This window comes from Archangium minus, assembly GCF_044360475.1.
In the GTDB taxonomy this organism is placed as follows: domain Bacteria; phylum Myxococcota; class Myxococcia; order Myxococcales; family Myxococcaceae; genus Archangium; species Archangium minus.
Genome location: NZ_CP043494.1, coordinates 2,240,753 through 2,262,664, shown reverse-complemented (window position 1 = coordinate 2,262,664; position 21,912 = coordinate 2,240,753). Strand labels below are relative to the sequence as shown.

At 67.2% G+C, this 21,912-nt stretch carries 21 protein-coding genes; 15 read left to right on the top strand and 6 right to left on the bottom strand.

Features of this window, described 5'->3' with window-relative positions:
* Nucleotides 1-34 precede the first annotated feature (34 nt).
* From kdsB to F0U60_RS09210, 7 genes are all read left to right on the top strand, one after another.
* Entirely contained in the window at nt 35-775 is a 741-nt protein-coding gene (kdsB, locus tag F0U60_RS09240; protein ID WP_395816774.1) for a 3-deoxy-manno-octulosonate cytidylyltransferase, read from the top strand.
* A gap of 62 nt (nt 776-837) precedes the next feature.
* On the top strand, nt 838-2,616 hold the full coding sequence (locus tag F0U60_RS09235) for an ABC transporter ATP-binding protein (RefSeq protein WP_395816772.1): 1,779 nt from the start codon (nt 838-840) through the stop codon (nt 2,614-2,616).
* 349 nt (nt 2,617-2,965) lie between these two features.
* On the top strand, nt 2,966-3,199 hold the full coding sequence (locus F0U60_RS09230) for a hypothetical protein (protein WP_203411215.1): 234 nt from the start codon (nt 2,966-2,968) through the stop codon (nt 3,197-3,199).
* A gap of 94 nt (nt 3,200-3,293) precedes the next feature.
* Nucleotides 3,294-4,922 (top strand): CTP synthase, encoded by a 1,629-nt coding sequence (locus F0U60_RS09225; RefSeq protein WP_395816769.1) that lies wholly within the window; start codon nt 3,294-3,296, stop codon nt 4,920-4,922.
* Nucleotides 4,919-5,752: a 3-deoxy-8-phosphooctulonate synthase gene (gene kdsA / locus F0U60_RS09220; protein ID WP_395816766.1), complete on the top strand. Its 834-nt coding sequence runs from the start codon at nt 4,919-4,921 to the stop codon at nt 5,750-5,752. The genes F0U60_RS09225 and kdsA overlap by 4 nt, the downstream gene beginning before the upstream one ends.
* 53 nt (nt 5,753-5,805) lie before the next feature.
* The gene (locus tag F0U60_RS09215; RefSeq protein WP_395816763.1) at nt 5,806-6,384 is read left to right on the top strand and encodes a KdsC family phosphatase; all 579 of its coding nucleotides are present in this window, start codon (nt 5,806-5,808) and stop codon (nt 6,382-6,384) included.
* Between the two features lie 81 nt (nt 6,385-6,465).
* On the top strand, nt 6,466-7,059 hold the full coding sequence (locus F0U60_RS09210) for a response regulator (protein WP_108076405.1): 594 nt from the start codon (nt 6,466-6,468) through the stop codon (nt 7,057-7,059).
* Between the two features lie 159 nt (nt 7,060-7,218).
* Here F0U60_RS09210 and F0U60_RS09205 read toward each other — a convergent pair whose 3' ends face one another.
* The 3 genes from F0U60_RS09205 to F0U60_RS09195 form a co-directional block, all read right to left on the bottom strand.
* Nucleotides 7,219-7,668, bottom strand: coding sequence for an Hsp20/alpha crystallin family protein (locus tag F0U60_RS09205; RefSeq protein WP_395816758.1), 450 nt, complete (start codon nt 7,666-7,668; stop codon nt 7,219-7,221).
* Between the two features lie 179 nt (nt 7,669-7,847).
* Complete coding sequence (locus tag F0U60_RS09200) at nt 7,848-8,042, bottom strand: CPXCG motif-containing cysteine-rich protein (protein ID WP_395816756.1); 195 nt, start codon at nt 8,040-8,042, stop codon at nt 7,848-7,850.
* Nucleotides 8,042-8,401: a DUF309 domain-containing protein gene (locus F0U60_RS09195; protein ID WP_395816754.1), complete on the bottom strand. Its 360-nt coding sequence runs from the start codon at nt 8,399-8,401 to the stop codon at nt 8,042-8,044. The genes F0U60_RS09200 and F0U60_RS09195 overlap by 1 nt, the downstream gene beginning before the upstream one ends.
* Before the next feature lie 41 nt (nt 8,402-8,442).
* Here F0U60_RS09195 and F0U60_RS09190 point away from each other — a divergent pair, with 41 nt between their 5' ends.
* Nucleotides 8,443-9,294 carry a hypothetical protein gene (locus F0U60_RS09190; RefSeq protein ID WP_395816751.1) on the top strand — a complete coding sequence of 284 codons (852 nt, stop codon included), beginning with the start codon at nt 8,443-8,445 and terminating at the stop codon, nt 9,292-9,294.
* Between the two features lie 6 nt (nt 9,295-9,300).
* Here F0U60_RS09190 and serB read toward each other — a convergent pair whose 3' ends face one another.
* From serB to F0U60_RS09175, 3 genes are read right to left on the bottom strand one after another with little or no spacing between them, the layout of a single operon-like run.
* Complete coding sequence (serB, locus tag F0U60_RS09185; protein WP_395816748.1) at nt 9,301-10,503, bottom strand: phosphoserine phosphatase SerB; 1,203 nt, start codon at nt 10,501-10,503, stop codon at nt 9,301-9,303.
* A gap of 1 nt (nt 10,504) precedes the next feature.
* Nucleotides 10,505-12,028 (bottom strand): serine/threonine protein kinase, encoded by a 1,524-nt coding sequence (locus F0U60_RS09180; RefSeq protein WP_395816745.1) that lies wholly within the window; start codon nt 12,026-12,028, stop codon nt 10,505-10,507.
* 57 nt (nt 12,029-12,085) lie between these two features.
* On the bottom strand, nt 12,086-12,847 hold the full coding sequence (locus F0U60_RS09175) for a TIGR02266 family protein (RefSeq protein WP_395816743.1): 762 nt from the start codon (nt 12,845-12,847) through the stop codon (nt 12,086-12,088).
* A 103-nt stretch (nt 12,848-12,950) separates the two neighbouring features.
* On the opposite strand from F0U60_RS09175, the gene nuoE reads away from it, so the two are divergent.
* From nuoE to F0U60_RS09140, 7 genes are read left to right on the top strand one after another with little or no spacing between them, the layout of a single operon-like run.
* Nucleotides 12,951-13,439 carry an NAD(P)H-dependent oxidoreductase subunit E gene (nuoE, locus tag F0U60_RS09170; protein ID WP_203411204.1) on the top strand — a complete coding sequence of 163 codons (489 nt, stop codon included), beginning with the start codon at nt 12,951-12,953 and terminating at the stop codon, nt 13,437-13,439.
* A gap of 26 nt (nt 13,440-13,465) precedes the next feature.
* Nucleotides 13,466-14,800, top strand: coding sequence for an NADH-quinone oxidoreductase subunit NuoF (gene nuoF, locus F0U60_RS09165; RefSeq protein ID WP_395816740.1), 1,335 nt, complete (start codon nt 13,466-13,468; stop codon nt 14,798-14,800).
* A complete protein-coding gene (locus tag F0U60_RS09160; protein ID WP_395816738.1) occupies nt 14,797-15,309 on the top strand; it encodes an NADH-quinone oxidoreductase subunit J in 513 nt (170 codons plus the stop codon). The genes nuoF and F0U60_RS09160 overlap by 4 nt, the downstream gene beginning before the upstream one ends.
* Before the next feature lie 4 nt (nt 15,310-15,313).
* Entirely contained in the window at nt 15,314-15,616 is a 303-nt protein-coding gene (gene nuoK, locus F0U60_RS09155; protein WP_395816735.1) for an NADH-quinone oxidoreductase subunit NuoK, read from the top strand.
* A gap of 40 nt (nt 15,617-15,656) precedes the next feature.
* Nucleotides 15,657-17,891 carry an NADH-quinone oxidoreductase subunit L gene (gene nuoL / locus F0U60_RS09150; protein WP_395816733.1) on the top strand — a complete coding sequence of 745 codons (2,235 nt, stop codon included), beginning with the start codon at nt 15,657-15,659 and terminating at the stop codon, nt 17,889-17,891.
* Entirely contained in the window at nt 17,888-19,573 is a 1,686-nt protein-coding gene (locus F0U60_RS09145) for a NuoM family protein (RefSeq protein WP_395816731.1), read from the top strand. The genes nuoL and F0U60_RS09145 overlap by 4 nt, the downstream gene beginning before the upstream one ends.
* Nucleotides 19,574-19,589: 16 nt before the next feature.
* Nucleotides 19,590-21,152 carry an NADH-quinone oxidoreductase subunit N gene (locus tag F0U60_RS09140; RefSeq protein ID WP_395816728.1) on the top strand — a complete coding sequence of 521 codons (1,563 nt, stop codon included), beginning with the start codon at nt 19,590-19,592 and terminating at the stop codon, nt 21,150-21,152.
* Nucleotides 21,153-21,912 lie beyond the last annotated feature (760 nt).

The window sequence follows — 21,912 nt, the reverse complement described above, 5'->3', positions numbered from 1 at the left end:
GCAGCGTCCTGAATCTGATAGACAGCGCCGCACCATGTCCGCCCCGCGCACCTTCGCCGTCATTCCCGCCCGCTATGCCAGCACGCGTTTTCCCGGCAAGCCGCTGGCCCTCATTGCCGGCCGGCCGATGATTGAGCACGTGTGGCGCCGCTGCCAGGAAGCGCGCGTCTTCGACGAGGTGGTGGTGGCCACCGACGATGTCCGCATCCAGGAGACGGTGACGCGCCTGGGCGGCGTGGCGGTGATGACGTCGCCCGACTGCGCCACGGGGACGGATCGAGTGGCCGAGGTGGCGCGGGCCCGTCCAGAGGTGGACGTCTGGGTGAACGTGCAGGGCGACGAGCCGCTGGTGGACCCGGATTCACTGCGGGTGCTCGCGGGCCTGTTCACGGACACGGCGGTGGAGATGGGCACGCTGGTGCGCCCGCTGGGGGCGGCCGAGGTGGACAGCCCACACGTGGTGAAGGCAGTGCTGGCGCTGAACGGGGACGCGCTCTACTTCAGCCGCAGCACCGTGCCCTTCATCCGCGAGCCGGGTGAGGCGGGGGCGGTGGAGCGCTGGGCGCACCTGGGGCTGTACGGCTACCGGCGCGACACGCTGTTGCGACTTGCGGGCCTGAGTGCCACGCCGCTGGAGCAGGCGGAGAAGCTGGAGCAACTCCGAGCGCTGGAGCACGGCATCCGCATCCGGTGCGGAAAGGTCGCGGGGCGCACGGTGGCGGTGGATGTGCCCGAGGACGTGGCCCGGGTGGAGGCGGCCATGAAGGGAGGCTGAGCCTGTCTCCTCTCCTTCCAGGTAGCCATGCGGCGGGACATGTCCCGCGTTAGTCTGCGCGCGTGTCCGACGCCCCCCAGAAGCCCGACGCCCCCCAGAAGCCGAAGTTCTCCCGCGTGACATTCCGCCGCATCCTGAGCCTCGCTCGGCCCCAGGCGCGCAGGCTCATCGGCGGCACCTTCTTCCTGCTCATCGCCAGTGGCCTGGGTCTGGTGTACCCAAAGGTCATCGGCGACATCATCGACCAGGCGCTCAAGGCGGGGGACCGCACCCGCATCGACAACATCGCCCTGAGCATGGTGGTCGTCTTTCTGGCGCAGGGCCTGGCCATGGCGATGCGCTACTACCTGTTCACCACCGCGGGTGAACGCGTGGTGACACGGCTGCGACAGGATCTCTTCTCCAGCCTCATGTCCCAGGAGGTGGGCTTCTTCGACGAGCGCAAGACGGGCGAGCTCACCAACCGGCTGGCCTCGGACACCACGGTGCTGCAGAACACGGTGAGCGTGAACATTTCCATGGGCCTGCGCAACGCGGCGCAGGCACTGGGTGGCATCGCGCTGCTCCTCTACACCTCGCCGCTGCTCACGGGGTTGATGCTGGCCATAGTGCCCCTGGTGGCGGTGGGGGCCGTGACCTACGGCCGCAAGGTGCGCGGGCTCTCCAAGCAGACGCAGGACGCGCTCGCCGCCGCCAACGAGGTCGCCGAGGAGAGCCTGTCCGGCATCCGCACCGTGCGCTCCTTCGCGGCCGAGCGGCACGAGGTCGATCGCTACCGCTCCGCCACCGAGCGCGCCTATGACATCGCGCGTCACCGGGCGCGGCAGTCCGCCTTCTTCCTGGCCGGGGCCTCCTCGGCGGGCTACGTCTCCTCAGCGGTGGTGCTCTGGTACGGCGGTCGGCTGGTGTTGGACGGCACGCTCACCGTGGGCAACCTCACCTCCTTCCTCATCTATTCGTTGATGGTGGCCATCGCGTTGGGGGCCCTGACGGACCTGTGGGCGGACTTCATGCGAGCCTCCGGCGCCGCCGAGCGCGTCTTCGAGCTCATCGATCGCCAGCCCGCCATCCCCTCCTCGGGCGGCGAGCGCCCGGCATCCGTCCAGGGCCGTGTCGATTTCCAGCAGGTGTCCTTCGCCTACCCCTCGCGTCCGGACGTGCCGGTGCTCCAGGGCGTCGACCTGAAGCTGGCCCCGGGCGAGGTGGTGGCCATTGTCGGCCCCTCGGGCGCGGGCAAGTCGACCATCGCCGCGCTGCTGGCGCGCATGTATGACCCGCAGAACGGGCGCGTGCTGCTGGATGGCCAGGAGCTGCGCTCGCTGGACCCTGAGTGGCTGCGGCAGCGGGTGGGGACGGTGGCGCAGGAGCCGATGCTGTTTGCCTCCTCCATCGCGGACAACATCCGCTACGGCCGCATGGACGCCACGGACGCCGAGGTGGAGGCCGCCGCGCGCGCCGCCAACGCGCACGAGTTCATCTCCCGCTTCCCCGAGGGCTACCGCACCCTGGTGGGTGAGCGCGGCGTGCAGCTCTCTGGAGGACAGAAGCAGCGCATCGCCATCGCCCGCGCCGTGCTCAAGGATCCGCGCCTGCTGGTGCTGGACGAGGCCACCAGCGCGCTGGACGCGGAGAGTGAGCACCTGGTGCAGGAGGCGCTGGAGCGACTGATGAAGGGCCGCACCACGCTCATCATCGCCCACCGCCTGTCCACGGTGATTGGCGCGGACCGGGTGGTGGTGATGGAGGGTGGCAAGGTGGTGCAGAGCGGCGACCACGCCACGCTCATGGGCCAGGAGGGCCTCTACCGTCGGCTGGTGGAGCGCCAGTTCGTAGCCGCCTGAGCCTCGTACGCTCTCTCGCCTGCCCTGCCTCCAGGCTCCTCCTGCCGCTCAAGCGGAGTGGCGCGGAGAAAAACCCGCCATTACGTAAGCGGCCGCAGAAAGGAGGTGATGCCTTGACCGATAGCAAGAGTCAGGCGTCCACCTCCGCTCGTATGGCGCGCTGAAGAAGCCCCATGCGGCGGAAGTGTTGACGCTGAGCAGTTCGGGCCCGCCCGTTTCGTGCACCCCAACATGCTGGGGCCACGGAGCGGGCGGGCCTTTTTTTGCCGGCTCCTCGGGAATGCGCGAGCGACAACCCTGTTGCAGCCGCCGGGGGGAAGGCCCGTTTCAGCCTCTGGAGGCCCTGACCTTGTCCATCACACCCTGTCCGAGCCCTCTGCCCTCCGCACTGCGTGACGAGTCGGCGGTGGAAGGCCAGCGCAATCTGTTCTGCTTCAACTATGACGCCTGCCTGCACCTTGCGGTGAAGCGGGGCTGGGAGGGCTGGAGCTGCCGCCACTGCCCGCTGCGCGACCACCGTGAGAGCGAGCCCCGGGCCCGGGACTACGCCGAATCCCGTCCAAGGACCCAGGGGCACGACTGACTTCCGTCCCTTGCTGGACTTCCGGGACCAGGCGGGCGTTCGCGCCACCTGACAGAATCATTGACGCACCCGGGGTCTCTTGGCAGGAAGGGTCATGCGCTCCAAGAAGACCAAGTTCATCTTCGTGACCGGCGGAGTCGTGAGCTCGCTGGGCAAGGGGCTCGCCTCTGCTTCCATTGGCGCCCTGCTCGAGAATCGCGGGCTCGACATCACGCTGATCAAGCTCGATCCCTACATCAACATCGATCCGGGGACGATGAGCCCGTTCCAACATGGAGAGGTCTTCGTCACCGATGACGGTGGTGAGACCGACATGGACCTGGGCCATTACGAGCGCTTCACCAACGCGCGGATGTCCCGGCTCAACAACTTCACCTCCGGCCGCATCTACCACTCCGTCATCCAGAAGGAGCGGCGGGGCGAGTACCTGGGGAAGACCGTCCAGGTGATTCCGCACATCACCGACGAGATCAAGTCCTGCATCCGCCAGGCGGCGCAGGGCATGGACGCGGTCATCGTCGAGGTGGGCGGCACCGTGGGCGACATCGAGTCGCTGCCCTTCCTCGAGGCCATCCGCCAGATGCGCTACGACGTGGGCAGCGGCAACGCGGTCTACATGCACCTCACGCTGCTGCCCTATATCGGCGCGGCCGGCGAGGTGAAGACCAAGCCCACGCAGCACTCGGTGATGAAGCTGCGGGAGATCGGCATCCAGCCGGACTTCCTCATCTGCCGCACGGACCGGGAGATCAGCCGCGAGCTCAAGGACAAGATCGCCATGTTCTGCAACGTGGACAACGGCAACGTGTTCACCTCGCCGGACGTGAAGAGCATCTACGAGCTGCCGCTGGAGTTGCACCGCCAGGGCATCGACGAGCGGCTGGCCGAGACGCTCAACATCTGGACGCGTGCCGCCCGGCTGGACCGCTGGGAGGACATCATCCGCAAGGTGTACTCGCCGGGCCGTGGCGAGGTGAAGGTGGGCATCGTCGGCAAGTACGTGGACCTCAAGGAGAGCTACAAGAGCCTCAACGAGGCCCTGCTCCACGGTGGCATCGCCAACAACGTGAAGGTGGACCTGCAGTTCGTGGACTCGCAGGACGTGGAGGAGAAGGGTCCCGACGCGCTGCTCTCCGGGGTGGACGCCATCCTGGTACCCGGCGGCTTCGGGGTGCGCGGCACCGAGGGCAAGATTGCCGCGGTGCGCTACGCCCGGGAGAAGCGGGTGCCCTTCTTCGGTATCTGCCTGGGTCTACAGATGGCGGTGGTGGAGTTCAGCCGCAACGTGCTGGGCCTGGCCAACGCCAACTCACTGGAGTTCGACGAGCACACCCCACACCCGGTGGTGACGCTCATGGAGAGCCAGGTGAAGGTGCAGGACAAGGGTGGTACCATGCGCCTGGGCAGCTACGCGTGCGCGCTCAAGCCGGGCACCCAGGCGCACAAGCTGTATGGGGAGGACGTCATCCACGAACGGCACCGCCACCGGTACGAGGTGAACAACGCCTACCGCGGCCGGCTGCAGGAGGCAGGCCTCGTCGTGTCCGGCCACAACCCCGAGCTCAACCTCGTGGAGATGATTGAGCTGCCGGACCACCCCTACTTCGTCGGTTGTCAGTTCCACCCGGAGTTCAAGAGCAAGCCCTTCGCGCCCCACCCGCTCTTCTCCGGCTTCATCGGCGCGGCCCTCGCGCAGCGCGATGCGGGGAGGACGCAGGCATGAGCCAGACCATCGAGCTGTGCGGCCACAAGGTAGGCCCGGGCCAGAAGCTCTTCGTCATCGCGGGCCCGGACAGCATCGAGTCCGAGGAGATGGCGCTGCGGCACGCGAAGCTCCTCAAGGAGATGACGTCGCGGCTGGGCGTGCCGTATGCCTTCAAGTGCTCCTATGACAAGGCCAACCGCACCAGCGGCAAGTCCTTCCGGGGGCCCGGCCTGAAGGAAGGCCTGCGCATCCTCGCCCGCGTCAAGCGCGAGGTGGGCGTTCCCATCCTCACGGACGTCCACGAGACGAGCCACGTGGGCCCCGCCGCCGAGGTGGTGGACATCATCCAGATTCCCGCCTTCCTGTGCCGCCAGACGGACCTGGTGGAGGCGGTGGCGCGCACCGGCAAGGGCGTCAACCTCAAGAAGGGCCAGTTCGTCGCGCCCAAGGACATCGTCCACTCGGCGCGCAAGGCGGTGGAGACGGGCAACCCCAACGTGCTCGTCACCGAGCGTGGCGCCACCTTCGGCTACAACAACCTGGTGGTGGACATGCGCGGCTTCCTGCAGATGCGCGAGGCCGGGCTCGTCGTGTGCTTCGACGCCACCCACTCCGTGCAGCTGCCCTCGGCCGGTAACGGCGAGACGGCGGGTGAGCGCAAATTCGTCTCCCTGCTGGCCCGGTCCGCCGCTGCCGCCGGAATAGACGCGCTTTTCACGGAAGTGCATGAAGACCCGGATCGTGCCCTGTGTGACGGTCCGTGCTCGCTCAATCCCCAGATGTTCGAGGACGTGCTACGTCAGGTACTGGCCATCCGGCGTGCGCTGGGGCACGAGCCGGCGCAGTAGGCTCGGTACGCAGTGAAGAGAAGTCGTGGGGAGGGAGTACAAGGGGACGCGACATGACGGAGCTGCCGCCCAAACCGAGCAAGGACGAGCTGACAGAGCGCGCCGCACGCGTGCGTCTGCTCGTCTTCGACGTGGACGGAGTGCTGACGGACGGCGGCCTGTACTACGGTGACGGCGGAGAGCTGATGAAGCGCTTCGACGTCAAAGACGGCCACGGGCTGGTGATGGCGAGGATGGCGGGGTTGAGCACCTCCATCCTCACCGCGCGCACCTCCTCCATCGTGGAGGTGCGGGGGCTCGAGCTGGGAGTCACCGCCGTCCTCCAGGGTCGCAAGAACAAGGCCGCGGGTTTTCGTGAACTGTTGGCCCAGCTTGAGGTCTCTCCCGAGGAATGCGCGTACATGGGAGACGACGTCAACGACTTGGGTCCCCTGGGCATGGCGGGCCTGTCGGCCTGCCCCGCGGACGCCGCCCCCGAAGTTCGTCAGGAAGTGCATTACGTGGCGCGGAGCCGGGGAGGACACGGCGCCGCACGCGAGCTGGTAGAGCTGTGCTTGAAGGCATCAGGACGGTGGGAGGCCACCGTTCAACACATGAGGGACCCTGATGCCCTACAAGCTGTCAAGTTGTGAAATCGAAGAATTTTCGCTTCCCGCTTAGGTGTCTTATCCTATGAAGGCCGGAAGCCAGCAGTGCAGAGTGAGGGGAGTTCGATGACGGATCAGCTCTACACGACCCACGACATTAGCCGGTTGCTCCAGGTGGACCCGTCCACGGTGAGCAAGTGGATCGACCGCGGCATCCTCATGGCGTTCCGGACGCCGGGTGGCCACCGGCGCGTGCGCTCGGCGGACCTCCGCACGTTCCTCATCACCCACCAGATGCCGGTGCCCGAGGAGCTAGGCAGCAGCACCGTGCGCCTGCTGGTGGTGGATGACGAGCGGCAGGTGCTCGACGCCATCAAGCGTGCCTTCAAGCCCTACGCGAATCAGGTGGAGCTGCAGACGACCACCAGCGGCGTCGAGGCGCTGCTGCTGGTGAGCGAGCAGAAGCCGCACGGCATGCTCATCGACCTGAACATGCCGGACATCGACGGTATCGAGGTGTGCCGCCGCATCCGCGCCCGCAAGCAGATGGAGGGCGTGCGGCTCATCACCATGACGTCCGCCCACTCGCCCGAGGTGGTGGAGAGCTCCAAGCAGGCAGGCGCCGTGGCGTGTCTGCCCAAGCCGCTGGATGTGCAGCAGGTGCTCGACCTCTTCCGCGTGCCGCTGGCCCTCGGGGCCAACACCGCCGTCAAGCGCTAGCGCGCCTGAGCGACGAAGGCGGCCAAGCGTCTCCAGGGAGCCTGGTTCCGGGGCTCCCATGTGATGGCGTATGGCCGCGCGTGTATCCCACGAAGCCCGAAGTGGAAGGGACGAGCCCCTCTGAGGGACCCGTCCCCGCCGGGCACTCCGCGCACCGCACTAGCCGTTGACCTTCACCTCGACCACGCGAGGCCGGGACTCCTCACGCCGCGGCAGCGTCAGGGTGAGCACGCCGTTCTCGTAGCGGGCCTCCACCTTGGACGTGTCCACCGTGCGAGGCAGCACGAAGGAGCGCGTGTACACACCGAAGCTGCGCTCCAGGCGCCGCGCGCCGTCCTTCTCCGAGCGCTCCGCCTTGCGCTCCGACTTGAGGGTGAGGGTGTCGTTCTCCACCTTCACCTCGATGGCCTTCGGATCATGTCCCGGCAGGTCCACCTGCAGGGTGATGCCCTCGGCCGTCTCGTAGATATCCGCCGGCGGGACGAGCTCGCGCGCGCCGCCCTGGCGCACCACGGACAGGTCACGGAAGAGCTGGTCGAACTCCTTGAAGGGCCCCAGCGCCACGGCACCATTGCTCATCTCGATGAACGGATTCCAACGGTTCAGCATGGACGTCTCCTTGTCGCGTCGCACTCCTCGCGGAGCAGCGGCGCGTTGGTTGTCTTGAAAGTGATGGGTTGTCTGTCCACGCCGTGCCCTCTCTCGGAGCCCGGCGTCTCTCACAGCCTCAAGAGAACCATGCTTTGGAACGTGTCAAGGCGACGCGCCACGGGCCCTTTCCGGCCGGCTCAATCGTCCTCGCACCCCAGGTGGACAAAGACGTCCTCCTCCTCGCGGGAGACGTGCACCACCCACGGTCGGCAGCACACCGAGCAGTCTTCCACGTACGTCTCCGAGGAAGGCCCACCGGGGTCCACCGTCACCTCCACCTGCTCACCGCAGTAGGGACACTGGAGCAGGAGCTCATCGGCGAAGGGCTGCATCAGCGCTCTCCTCTCTGGTGGGCCACCTGCCGAGCAAGCAGGGGCCGGGTGTCATCTCCCCCCTCGCGCCAGCGCACCACACAGGGGCGCAGGCCGCCCACGTCCACGCCTTCACAGGAGGGGGGAAGGGACTCGAGCCGCTCAAGCGCGCGGGAGAAGAGCGTCCACGCGCCCCGGATATTGCCCGCGTCCCGCTTCAGCCAACCCGCTGCCACGAGGATGAGGCCCTGCAACAGCAGCCGGCGCGGACCACTCTCGCGCCGCCACGCCTCTTCCCAGACCTCGTGGGCCTCGAAGAACGAGCCAGCGTTGAAGAGCGCCACCCCTTCTTCCAGGCAGGTATCGAATCCGCGCGGCATCGAACGCGACTCCGGGCTCCTTCCTCCGTAGACTGGCGACCATGGCCGCACCTCGCAACCGTATCGGAGAGATTCTCGTCAAGGCCCGCGTCATCGACGAGATGCAGCTGCGCAGCGCGCTCGCTCAGCACGACCAGTGGGGCGGACGCCTGTCACGCATCATCAGCGACATGGGCCTGGCCTCGGAGGACACCATCACCCAGGCCATCGCCCAGGGCTTGGGCATGCAGCGTGTCGAGCTGGGCACCGCGAAGGACGCGGGCGCCCTCGCGAAGCTGGACGTTAGCTTCGCCGAGCAGAAGAGCATCTTCCCCGTGTCCCTGCGTGACAACGGCAAGACGCTCGTGCTCGCCATGGCGGACCCCACGGACCTGCAGACCATCGACCAGGTGGCCGCGCGCAGCCGCACACGGGTCGTCCCCGTGGTGGCCAGTGACCGGGAGATTCAGCACGCCATCCTGCGCCACTACCGCAACCAGGATCCAGTCTCGCACAGCTCCCACACGGCCACGAGCGGGGGGAGCGGCAGCGCGGGTGACGAGGACGAGTTCAAGATCGTCGACATGAGCGGCAAGACGGTGAGGAAGGCCATCGCCGACATCGCCCCGAACATGGCGAGGGAGGACGCCGCGCGGCAGGCGGGCCCCGCCACCACCCCCGCGCCCGTACCGCGCTCCGGCGGTGGAGCGAGCGCCGCGGACCTGCTCGATGAGATCCTCAACGCCGCGCCCTCCCCGTCCGAGGTGTTCTCTCCCGAGGAGATGCAGCGGCTGCAGGCGGTGCAGGTCAACCAGGAGAAGAGCTCCAAGATTCTGCGCGCCCTGCTCGAGCTGCTGCTGGAGAAGCGCACCATCCAGCAGCGGGAGCTGGCGGCGCGCATGCGCCCCTCCTGAGCCTCCCTACCTCAACACCTCCTGGACCTCGCGACCCGTGAGTCCCAGGAGGTAGAGGATGGTATCCAGGCCGCCGGCGGAGATGGAGGTATCGGCCGCCTGACGCAGCTTGGGCTTGGCGCGGAAGGCGATGCCCAGCCCCGCGCGCTCCAGCATCAACAAGTCATTCGCGCCGTCGCCCACGGCGATGACCTGGTCCAGGAGGATGCCTTCCGCCTGCGCGATGCTCTCCAGCAGCTCCGCCTTGCGACGCGCGTTGACGATGGGCCCCAGCGTGCGGCCGGTGAGCTTGCCGTCCACCTCCTCCAGCACGTTGGAGTGGGCGTAGTCGATGCCCAGCCGAGTCTTGAGCGCCTCGGCGGCCACGGAGAAGCCACCGCTGAGGATGGCGGTGCGATAGCCCAGCCGCTTGAGCACGCGGATGAGGGTCTCCGCGCCCTCGGTGAGCGGGAGGTTGGCGGCGATGCCGTGCAGCACCTTCGCGTCCAGCCCCTCGAGCAGGGCCACGCGCTGGCGCAGGGACTCGTCGTAGTCCATCTCCCCGTGCATGGCGCGCTCGGTGATGCGCGACACCTTGTCGCCCACGCCATAGGCCCGCGCCAGCTCGTCGATGACCTCGATGCGGATGAGTGTGGAGTCCATGTCCATCACCACCAGCCGCTTGCTCCGCCGGTAGAGGCTCTCGCGCTGCAGCGCCACGTCGAAGGAGTTGGAGGACATGGCCAGCTCCAGCAGCGAACGCTTGAGCTCCTCCGCGTCCCGCTCCGGCGACAGGGCGATGTGGACCTCGACGGAACCGAGCTCCGCCTCGGATAGGCGGTTGATGCGCTCGATGTTGGCCGAGTGCTGGGCCAGGCGCTCAGCCACGGCGTGCAGCTCGCGTGCGCCCAGGGAGCGGCCCACCACAGTGACGACATGGCGGCTGGGACTCCGAGCAGCCGGAGCCTTCGGCGAGGCCACGGGTTGGAAGTCCAGCGACACGCCCAGCTCTCGGGCCGCGAAGAGCAGCTCCTTGAGCACGCCGCGCGTCTCGGGCAGGCGAACCAGAAGACAGAGGGTGAGCTGCCCCTGCACCACCACCTGCTCGATGTCGAGCAACGCCGCGCCCACCTCGGCCAGGATGCCAGTGAGGCGAGCGGTGATACCGGGCTGGTCCTTTCCGGTGACGGTAACGAGGACGGAGTCCTGAGGATTCGGGCTGTCGCTCACGCTACTGGGGCTCCGAGGAGAGAATGAGGTCACCCTTGGCGAGGAACTGCGCCTCGGTGAAGGACTTGTAGAAGTCCTCCAGCATCGCGTCGATATCCGGGTAGCGCTGCTCCACGCGGTCATGGGTCATCTTGTCGAAGATGGCGTCCAGGCCAGCGGGGGCCTCGGGGTTGACCTCGGAGGGTAGAGGCGAGCGACGGCCCGGAATCTGTCCGGTGAGCATCTCGTAGAGGAGGATGCCCAGCCCATAGACGTCGGAGGCGGGGCCAGCGTCCTTCGCGCGCTGCGGCTGGATGAGCTCGGGAGCCAGGTACACCATGCCGCTGGCACCCACGAAGACCTGGGGCAGTCCCTTGGAGGCATCCTGCTCCACCACGCGGCCGAGGCCGAAGTCCCCCAGCTTCGCGTTGCCGTAGATGTCGAAAAGGATGTTCTCTGGCTTGAGGTTGTGGTGGGTGAGCCCCACGGCGTGCGCGGCGCGCAGCGCATAGGCGACCTGCAGGAAGCAACGCATGGCCACGGGCACGGGTATGCCCTGGCCCCCGCCCTCCTCCAGCTTGCCCTTCAGGCTGCCGTGCAGCAGCTCGAGCACATAGTAGGGCCGAGCCGTCTCCGTGTTCTGGTCCAGCACCTGGATGATGCCCGGATGGCGTACCTGGGCCTGAGCGCACAGCTCCCTCTTCAGCCGCTTGAGCACCTCGCCGCGCTGGAGGAAGGAGAAGTAGCCGAAGATGTCCTTCAGCTCCTTGATGCAGATGTCCAGCCCGAGCGCGTTGAGCCGCCCCTTGTACGCCGTGCCGAGCGGCCCGGCCCCGAGGGCCTCGAGCTTCTGGTAGCGCTGGTCCAACAGCTCCACGGACTTCGAGGAGGAGGTGGTGCTGGGGGTGACCGGCGGCGGCACAGCCACGGAAACGGGAGCCGAGTGCGGAGTGGGAGGTGCCATAGGGGCGACGGGAGGCACAGGCGCGGCAGGGGGAACGGGCGCGGCGGGCGGAAGGGGAATGGCCTCGTTGCGCACGCTCGCTACAGGAGGAGGCGCGGATACCGGCGCGGGCGCGGGGAGCGGAACCTCGAACGGCGCGGACACGCGAGGGCGCGGCAGGGCGGGAGGCTCCGTGTGCCGCACCACCTCCGCCTCATCGAGCAGGATGTCCGGCGGGGGCGGAGGCATCGTGGGGTCGGCGTCCTCCTCACCCCCCTGGATGACAGGCGCGTCCCCGGCGAGCTGCTCGGCGAAGAACTCGTCCACCTCCATGGCGAACTTCTCCTGCAGCTCGCCATCCACCATCCGCTCGCCCAGCTCGGTGAGGCGCAGCTGCGCTTCCCGGTGGTCCAGCGCGATGTAGAGGTACTTGCGAAGGAACAGATAGTAGCTGTCGAACTCCAGCGAGACGGACGGCTCGAGCGCGGCCTTCACATCGGCCAGCTTGTTCGAGCGCCCCAGGCGGCTGTTCTCTCTCAAACTCTGGAGGATGAACAGCGCCTCGCCGCAGACGGTATCGCGGTGGATGGAGGACTTGGACATGAGCGCCGGACTCTACGCGTCCCAGCGCCCTGCCTCAAATCAACCCCGGGCCGTCTGTCAGGAAATGCGAAGCAGCTGCTTCACCGTCTCCAGCACTTCCTGGAAGCGCACCGGCTTGCGCAGGTAGATGTCCACGCCCAGCTGCATGGCCCGCTCGCGCGCCTCGGGACCGCCCGCGGAGATGGCCACCACCGGAATGGACTTGAGCGACTCCTCGGCGCGGATGCGCTCAATCAGCGCGAAGCCATCCATCACCGGCATGTACAGGTCCGTCATCACCAGGCTGAAGCGGCCCCGCTTCTCCTGCAGCTGCTGCAGCGCATGGTGGCCATCTGGGGAGAAGTGCACTTCCAGCGGCACCTTGCCCGCCAGCTCGCCGCTCGCCAGCTTCTTGAGCACGTAGCTGTACATCTCGACGATGTGCGGGTTGTCCTCGACGATGAGGACACGATAGCCGTCGGCGGGGGGAGCCGTCTGATCCGTCGCGCGGGTCTGTCCTGCCGAGCTCAAGATTTCACCCAATCGCTGCCGGTCCTGATCGCGAACCACCCGGATGCCGACACCACCCGGCGCCTCGGCCGACGCTGGCCGTACCCAGGCCACCGTCCCCACGACTTGTACCGGATTCAGGAGCCCCGGGAAAGAAAGTGCCAGGCCCACTTCCTCTCCAGGCGTGAAGGCACGGTCGGTCTGCACGAAGATCCCCCCCTTGGAGAGGTTCTCCGTGACCTCCGTCATCCGGGCCTGATCCGGGAACTGAACCCGCAGCACGAGCGGCACTCGGGGACCGTCTCGCTTGTCGTCTGATCCCCGATTCATAACAAGGGGTTGAAATCGCTCGGCATTTCGCTGATGGAGCGCAGTGTAGCGCCGTGGGTTTATGTTGACAACGTAGCCTTTCGGGCCTTACGAAGCCCCCGCCATGGCGGAGCCCCTGTTCACCCCCGAAGAGCAGAAGAAGTTCGACGCGGAGATCGCGGAGATTCTCTCCCACTACCCCGCGGATCGTAAGAGCGCCGCGATGCTCCCCGCGCTGCGGCTGATGCAGGACTTGAAAGGCTGGCTGCCCCCCGAGGGGCTCAAGCTGGTCGCGAGCCGGTTGGGCGTCACGCCCGAGCGCGCCTATGAGGTGGCGAGCTTCTACGTGATGTACCACCTCAAGAAGCCCGGCAAGTACACCGTCGACGTGTGCACCAACCTCTCCTGTGCCCTCTGGGGCGCGGAGAAGATGCTCGCCTACCTGGAGCAGAAGCTCGGGCTGAAGGCCGGTGAGGCCAACGAGCGCTTCTTCCTGCGCGAGACCGAGTGCCTGGCTTCTTGCGGCACCGCGCCGTGCCTGCAAATCAACGAGGAGCACCACGAGAGCCTGACGAAGGCCAAGGTGGACGCGATCTTCGACAAGCTCCCCTGAACTCCTGCATCAAGGAACCTGATTTCATGGCCACAACGGCATTTGAACCGCTCATCTCGAGCGCCTGGGGAAAGCCCAACTCCTGGACGCTCGATGAGTACCGGAAGCGCGGCGGCTACAAGGGTCTGGAGAAGGCCCTGGAGCTGACGCCTGCGCAGATCATCGACGAGGTGAAGAAGTCCAACCTCCGCGGGCGCGGCGGTGCAGGCTTCCCCACCGGGCTCAAGTGGAGCTTCGTCCCCAAGGACAGCCCCAAGCCGAAGTATCTGGCGGTCAATGGTGACGAGTCCGAGCCGGGCACGTTCAAGGACCGCTACATCCTCGAGAACGACCCGCACATGATGCTGGAGGGCATCGCCATCGCGTCCTACGCGCTCGGCGTGCACACCTGCTACGTGTACCTGCGCGGCGAGTTCAAGTTCCAGGCGGAGCGCACCAACGCGGCCATCCGTGAGGCCTACGCCGCGGGCATCTTCGGCAAGAAGGTGCTGGGCAAGGACTACCAGCTGGACTGCTACGTGGTGCGCGGCGCGGGCGCCTACATCTGCGGCGAGGAGACGGCGCTGCTGGAGAGCCTCGAGGGCAAGAAGGGCTGGCCCCGCCTCAAGCCGCCGTTCCCCGCGGTGGTGGGCCTGTTCGGCAGCCCCACGGTGGTGAACAACGTGGAGACGCTCGCCAGCGTGCCCCACGTCTTCACCCGCGGCGCGGCCTGGTACGCCGGGCTGGGCACCGACAAGTCGGGCGGCACCCGCTTGGTGTGCCTCTCCGGCACGGTGAACCGGCCGGGCGTCTACGAGGTGTCGCTGGAGACGACCTTCAACCAGCTGATCTTCGACGACAAGTATGGCCGGGGCCTGCCGGCGGGTCGCAAGGTGAAGGCCGTGATTCCGGGCGGCTCGTCGGCGCCCATCCTGAGCCCGGACGAGCTGGACATCGCCATGGAGTTCGAGGCCGTCAAGGTGAAGCAGACCATGGCGGGCTCCGGCGGCGTCATCGTGATGGATGACACCACCTGCATGGTGCGCAGCCTGTGGCGTGTGGCGCGCTTCTACGCCGAGGAGTCGTGCGGCCAGTGCACGCCGTGCCGCGAGGGCACGCCGTGGCAGACGCGCCTGCTGCGCAAGATTGAAGAGGGCCGCGGCGAGCCGGGTGACGTGGAGATCCTGAGCAACGTGGCGTCCTCCATCGCGCCCTACCCGCCCATCGGCCTGGGCAACACCATCTGCGCGCTGGGCGATGCCGCGGCGCTGCCGACCCATTCCTTCCTCATGCGCTTCCGTGACGAGTTCGAGGCGCACATCCGCGAGCACCGCTGCCCGTTCGGCGACAAGCCCTGGGGCGCGTTCGGAGACTGGTCGTGAACATCGAGCTGGTTCTCTTCGGAGCCTTCGCGCTCCTGACGCTGCTGTCGGCCGGTCTGGTCATCTTCGCCAAGAGCCCCATCAGCTCCGCCATGTCGCTGGTGGCCACGTTCTTCTTCTTGGCCGGCATCTATGTGCTGCTGTGGGCCCACACCGTGGCGGTGCTGCAGGTGCTGGTCTACGCGGGCGCCATCATGGTGCTCTTCCTCTTCGTCATCATGCTGCTCAATCTGGGCGAGTCGACCTCGTCCGGGCCGCGGATGACGGTCTCGCGCATTGCCGGTGGGGCCGCCGCGGCGGGCCTGCTGGTGGTGCTGGTGATGGCCATCTGGCGGATGCCGACCACCGGGGCGTTCACTGGGGCGCAGGCAGTGCAGTCGGGCTTCGGCACACTGGCGGTCATCGGTCAGACCATCTTCACCAAGTGGCTGCTGCCCTTCGAAGCAGTGAGCTTGCTGCTACTGGTCGGTATGGTGGGCGCGGTCGTGGTGGCCAAGTCGAGGATCTGAGCACATGGTTCCCATCTCCTATTACCTGATCCTCGCCGCCGCCCTGTTCTGCATGGGCATGTTCGGCGTTCTGATCCGCCGCAACGCGCTGGTCGTCTTCATGTGCGTGGAGCTGATGCTCAACGCGGCGAACCTGACGTTCCTGGCCTTTGCCAAGGCGAACGGCGATGTGTCGGGCCACGTGTCCGCCTTCTTCGTGATCGCGGTGGCCGCAGCCGAGGCGTCCATCGGCCTCGCCATCGTCATCGCCGTGTTCCGCAGCCGGGGCACCATCAATATCGAAGAAATCCGGACGATGAAGCACTGACGCTCCGGCCTCCCCTTCCGCCAAGAGAGCCCCCCTTCCCATGGATGCCCTCAAGCAATACTTCATGACCGCGCCGGTGGACCCCGCCATCTTCGCGCAGTCGTTGTGGCTCATCATCGCGCTGCCCCTGTTGGGGGCGTTCGTGTGCGGCGTGTTCGGCAAGATGCTGGGCCGCGGCAACGTCAACCTCATCGCGTGCGCGACGGTGGCCGGCTCGTTCGTGCTGTCGGTGGTGGCCTTCTGGTGCGTCAACCACGCGCCTCCGGGCGCCACCCCCGTGGCGATGGAGAGCTCGTTCTCCACCAGCGCCATCCGCTACGCCATTGGCTACGACTACGGGACGTGGTTCTCCGCCGGAACGTTCCGGGTGAACTTCGGCCTGATGGTGGACCACCTGTCGGGGACGCTGCTGCTGGTCATCACCGGCGTGGGCTTCCTCATCCACCTGTACTCCACCAGCTACATGGAGCACGACGAGAGCTACTGGCGGTACTTCGCGTACCTCAACCTCTTCGTCGCCGCGATGCTCACGCTGGTGATGGCCGACAACCTCGTCCTGCTCTTCGTGGGCTGGGAGGGCGTCGGTATGGCCAGCTACCTGCTCATCGGCTTCTGGTACTCGGACACGGCCAAGGCGTGGGCCGGTCGCAAGGCCTTCGTCACCAACCGCATCGGTGACTTCGCGTTCCTCATCGCCTCCTTCCTCATCGTGCTCCTGGTGGGCGCGTTCAACAGCCAGGCCAACACGGGCAACTTCGCCGCGGCGGCCGGCAACGCGGAGACCGCCCAGGTGCGCTTCCGCGAGGGCCTGCAGATGAAGGGCCCCCTGGCCTTCCAAGGTCTGGAGGTCATGGCCAACGCGCTGCCCTCGGCAGAGGGGACGCAGGCCGCGGTCAACCTGGCGACGCCCATCGCGGAGGGTCCGCTCAAGGGCCGTACCTTCGGTGGCGTGCTGACGGTGGCCCTGCTGCTGTTCCTGCTGGGTGCGGCGGGCAAGAGCGCCCAGTTCCCGCTGTACGTGTGGCTGCCGGACGCCATGGCCGGCCCGACGCCGGTCTCCGCCCTCATCCACGCGGCGACGATGGTGACCGCGGGTGTCTACCTCTTCAGCCGCATGAGCTACCTGCTGGTGATGAGCCCCACGGCGATGATCACCGTGGCCATCATCGGTGCGCTGACCTCGCTGCTGGCGGCGCTCATCGCCTTCGCGCAGGACGACATCAAGAAGGTGCTCGCCTACTCCACGGTGTCCCAGCTGGGCATCATGTTCATGGGCGTGGGCGTGGGCGTGTTCTGGGCGGCGGTGCTGCACCTGGTCACCCATGCCTTCTTCAAGGCCTGCCTCTTCCTCGGCGCCGGTAGCGTGATGCACGGCAACGCGGACGAGACGGACATCAAGAAGCTGGGCGGCCTGCGCCACGAGATGAAGTGGACGTGGGGCACCTTCCTGGTGTCCACGCTGGCCATCACCGGTATCGTCCCGCTCTCCGGCTTCTTCTCCAAGGACGCCATCTTCCACGGCGTGCACGCCAACCACCTGCACGGCTACGAGACGGCCACCCACGTGCTCTACTACGTGGGCCTGCTCATCGCCGGTTGCACGGCCTTCTACATGTCGCGCGTGTACCTGCTGACCTTCGAGGGCAAGCGCTCGCCGGAGGCCAAGATTGCCCACGCGCACGAGAGCGCCTGGCAGATGACGCTGCCGCTGGTTGTCCTGGCGGTGCTCAGCGTCGTGGCCCTGGTGTACGCGCTGCCACTGATGCCGGGCCGCAATGGCATGCAGCCGGTGATGGAGAACTTCCTGGGCCCGGTGTTCGCCAGTGCCGAGCGCATCGCCGCGCGCGGCGACCTGGTGAAGCTGGACCACAGCCTGCCCACGCTCGGCAGCTACCTGGTGGCATGGGTGGTGGCGGTGTCCGGCGGTGCGGCGGCGGCGTTCATGTACATGAAGTTCTTCCCCTCGCGGGTGGGTCAGCCGGTTCCGGCCTTCGCCCGCGCGGCGCGTCGCTTCACGCAGAACAAGTTCTACGTGGATGAGGCCTACGAGTTCCTGGTCATCCGGCCGGTGAAGAACGTGAGCGCCATCCTCTTCAAGCTGGTGGACAGCCTCCTCATCGACACGGTGGCGGTGCGTGGCACGGCGTGGGTCACGACCCGCCTCGGCAGCGCGCTGCGCTACGTGCAGACGGGAGACGCACAGGCCTATGCCGCGGTGATGGCGCTGGCCCTGCTCGGCGGCGCGGTGTACGCGCTCATCCAGGTGCTGCAATGAGCTTCTTCGAAACCCATCTGCTCAACCTCGTCGTCTACCTGCCGCTGCTGTTCGCGGCCCTCATCTGCCTGCTGCCCGCCGGAGAGCGCGGGCAGATCCGCACCATCACGTTCATCGGCATGCTGGTGGACCTGGTGTTCGGTGTGTGGGCCTACCTGCGCTTCGAGCCGGGCGGCGCCGAGTTCCAGCTCGAGTACCGCACACGGTGGCTCGAGCAGCTCGGGGTCAGCTACCACATCGGCGTGGACGGCCTGGCCATCAGCCTCATCCTGCTGACCGTCTTCCTGGGGCCCCTGGTGGTGATGGCCTCGCAGACGTACATCACCGAGCGCGTGAAGGAGTTCCACCTCGCGCTGCTCGTGCTGCAGACGGTGATGCTGGGGGCGCTGGTGTCCCTGGACGTGCTGCTCTTCTACATCTTCTGGGAGGCGATGCTCATCCCCATGTACCTGCTGGTGGGTGTGTGGGGCGCCGAGGATCGCCAGATGGCGGCGGTGAAGTTCTTCCTCTACACGCTGGTGGGCTCGCTGCTGATGCTGGTGGCGATCGTCGCGCTCTACTTCATCAGCAGCACGCCGGGGAACCGCTCCTTCGACTACGCCACCATCTACAACAGCCTGCTGGCCGCCAACCGGGAGATCTCCACCTGCATGGGTAACGGGGACTGCTCGGGGCTGACGGGCATGGCCAGCATGCTGTACCGCTGGGGCCCGTGGATGTTCGCCGCCTTCGCCCTGGCCTTCGCCATCAAGGTGCCGATGTGGCCGGTGCACACGTGGTTGCCGGACGCCCACGTCCAGGCGCCCGTGGCGGGCTCCATGATTCTGGCCGGCGTCATGCTGAAGATGGGTACCTTCGGCTTCTGGCGCTTCGCCATCCCGTTCTTCCCGGCGGCCGCGCAGCAGGCCCGGCCCTTCCTGGCCGTGCTGTCGGTGATTGGCATCGTCTACGGCGCGCTCATGTGCCTGGCGCAGCGGGACATCAAGAAGCTCATCGCCTACTCCTCGGTGAGTCACCTGGGCTACTGCATGCTGGGCATGCTCGCCCTCACCGGCGAGGGCGCCACCGGTAGCGCCTACCAGATGCTCAACCACGGCGTGTCCACGGGCGCGCTGTTCCTCCTGTTCGGCTTCCTCTACGAGCGGCGCCACACCCGCCTGATGTCGGACTACGGCGGCATCGCCAAGGTGGTGCCGGTGTACACGACGGCCTTCCTCATCATCACCTTCTCGTCCGTGGCGGTGCCGGGGACCAACGGCTTCGTTGGCGAGTTCCTGGTGCTGCTGGGTACCTTCAAGAGCAGCCTGGGCCTGGGCTACGGCGTGTTCGCGGCCCTGGGCGTCATCCTCGGCGCGGCCTACATGCTGTGGATGGTGCAGAAGGTGTTCTTCGGTCCGCTCACCCACCGCGAGAACCAGCACCTGACGGACATGAACCTGCGCGAGTTCGCCACGGTGGCGCCCTTCCTCGTGCTGGTGGTGGTGATGGGCCTGATGCCCCAGCCCTTCCTGGACCGAATCAACCCGTCCACCGAGCGTTTCGTCAACCGCGCCAGCCTCGGCACCCCAGGCAGCCGGGTGCAGCCGGGCGACGTGCGGATCACGGTGATGGACCTGCCCCCCTCGGGCATGGCCGCCGCCCCCAACGCCCTGCCGGCGGGTCCCCTCGCCGACCGGCGCTAGTCGAGAGCCTCCAACCATGAACCTGCCCACCCTCACCTCGGCAGACTTCCTCCCGGTCATCCCAGCCCTCATCCTCGTGCTGGGCGCGTGCATCCTGCTGGTCTCGGAGGTGTTCCTCTCCGCCCACGCGTCGCGCGGCTACCAGGCGGTGCTGTCCACCGTCACGTCCGTCATCGCCGGCATCGTGTCGCTGTCGTTGCTCGTCGAGCCGGCGCGCGAGGTGTTCCTCGGCTTCGGCGCGCTGGATCCCTTCTCCAGCTTCCTGACGTTCATCGTCTGCGTGGCGCTGGCGCTGGCGTCGCTCACCGCGGCCGGCTTCCTGCGTACGCGTGGAGCCGAGCGCGGTGAGTTCTACGCGCTGATGCTCTTCGCGGGCGCCGGCATGAGCCTGCTCGGCCTGTCCAACGAGCTCATCACCCTCTTCGTCAACGTCGAGGTGCTCTCCATCGCCACGTACGCGCTGACGTCCTACCTGCGGCGCGGCACGCGGCCGAGCGAGGCCGGCTTCAAGTACTTCATCCTCGGCGCCTTCTCCTCGGCGGTGCTGCTCTACGGCTCGGCGCTGCTGTACGGCGCCACCGGCACCACGCTGCTGTCGGACATGGTGCAGCCGCTGCGCAACGCGATGGGCGACAACCGCGCGGCGCTCGTCTACACGGGCGCGGTGCTGGTGGCCGCTGGCTTCGCCTTCAAGGTGGCCGCGGTGCCCTTCCACATGTGGACGCCGGATGTGTACGAGGGCGCCCCCACCCCTGTCACCGCGCTCATGAGCGCGGGCGTGAAGGCCGCCGCCTTCGTCGCCATGGTGCGCGTGTTCGTCACCGTGGGCAGCGGCATCAACGCGAAGCTGCCCTTCGTCATCTTCTCCACCCTGGCGCTGCTCACCATGGTGGTGGGCAACCTGCTGGCCCTCCCGCAGCGCAATGTGAAGCGCATGCTGGCCTACTCCTCCATCGCCCATGCCGGCTACCTGCTGCTGGGCGTGGCGGCCCTCTTCGTGGTGCAGCCGGGCCAGGAGTTCAAGCTGCTCGGCGCCACCGCGCTGGTCGGCGCCAGCCCCGAGGCCGTGGCCCGCGTCGAGGCCCTGCGCGGCATCCTCTTCTACCTGCTCGCCTACACCGTCACCGCGGTGGGCGCCTTCGGCATCATCTCCATGCTGGAGCGCCGCGAGGACGAGGAGAAGGGCACCGCGTGGGACCTGGAGCGCTTCAGCGGCCTGGCGCAGCGTCGGCCGGGTTGGGCCTTCGCGATGGCGGCCTTCATGCTGTCGCTGGCCGGCATTCCGCCCACCGTTGGCTTCCTCGGTAAGCTCATCCTCTTCCGCGCCGCTGTCGACGTGGGCCTCGTCGGCCTCACCATCGTGGCGGTGCTCTCCAGCGCGGCCGGCGCCTATTACTACCTGCGCGTGGTCGTCTACATGTACATGCGGCCCGTGCCCGAGGGTGCGCACGTCCTGGAGCGCAACTGGATGACCGAGCTCGCGCTGGTGGTCTCCACGGTCGCCGTGGTGGTGCTCGGCATCATCCCCGGCCCCGTGGCCGAGTGGATCGCCCAGGCCGGCACACTGTTCAGCCGCTGAGCGCCAACGCTTCTGGATTCACCAACGCCCGGGCGGCTTCCGCCCGGGCGTTTTCGTTTCGTGGGCTCGAGCATCGCGCAGGCCTGAGGCACCCGCTCGCGCAGCTCCCGCGCGCTGAACTCACGAGCGCGAAGCCCAGGGCCCAAAAAGAAGGCGGCCCGGCATCCTCAGGAAGGACACCGAGCCGCAGGTTCTTCTTAAAAAGCCCACCGGAAGTGCTGAAGAAGGTGGGGGGGAACCTTCTTCAGCCTCACTTCGACGTGCTCCGAGGCTATCCTTTAGCACTCACCATGCCAGCCCACCCTCGCCCTGAAAGTCTCGTGGTTTCAGGCACCTAGCGCGTTGGCCGCACCCGACGGCCCTGGCCGCTTTCAGCCCTGCATTGCAGCCCTGAAATCCCCCTTGCAGATCTGCAAAGCCTTCTGCTCGAGGCCTGGAGGACAGGGGCGCAAAAAGAAGGAGGCCCGGTCACCTCAGAAAGGGACCGGGCCTCGGGTTCTTCTCAGGAAGCTCACCGGAAGTGCTGAAGGCGGTGGGGGGGAACCTCCTTCAGCCTCACTTCGACGTGCTCCGAGTCTATCCTTTAGCACTCGCCATGCCAGCCCGCCCTTACCTCAATTGCCTTGTACTTCCAGGCACTTAGCTCTTCTGCCCCTCCCCGGCCCTCTCCTCCGGTTTCAGCCCTGCATTGCAGCTCTGAAATCCCCTTGCAGATCTGCAGAGACGAGCGCGAAGCCCAGGGCCCCAAAAAGAAGGCGGC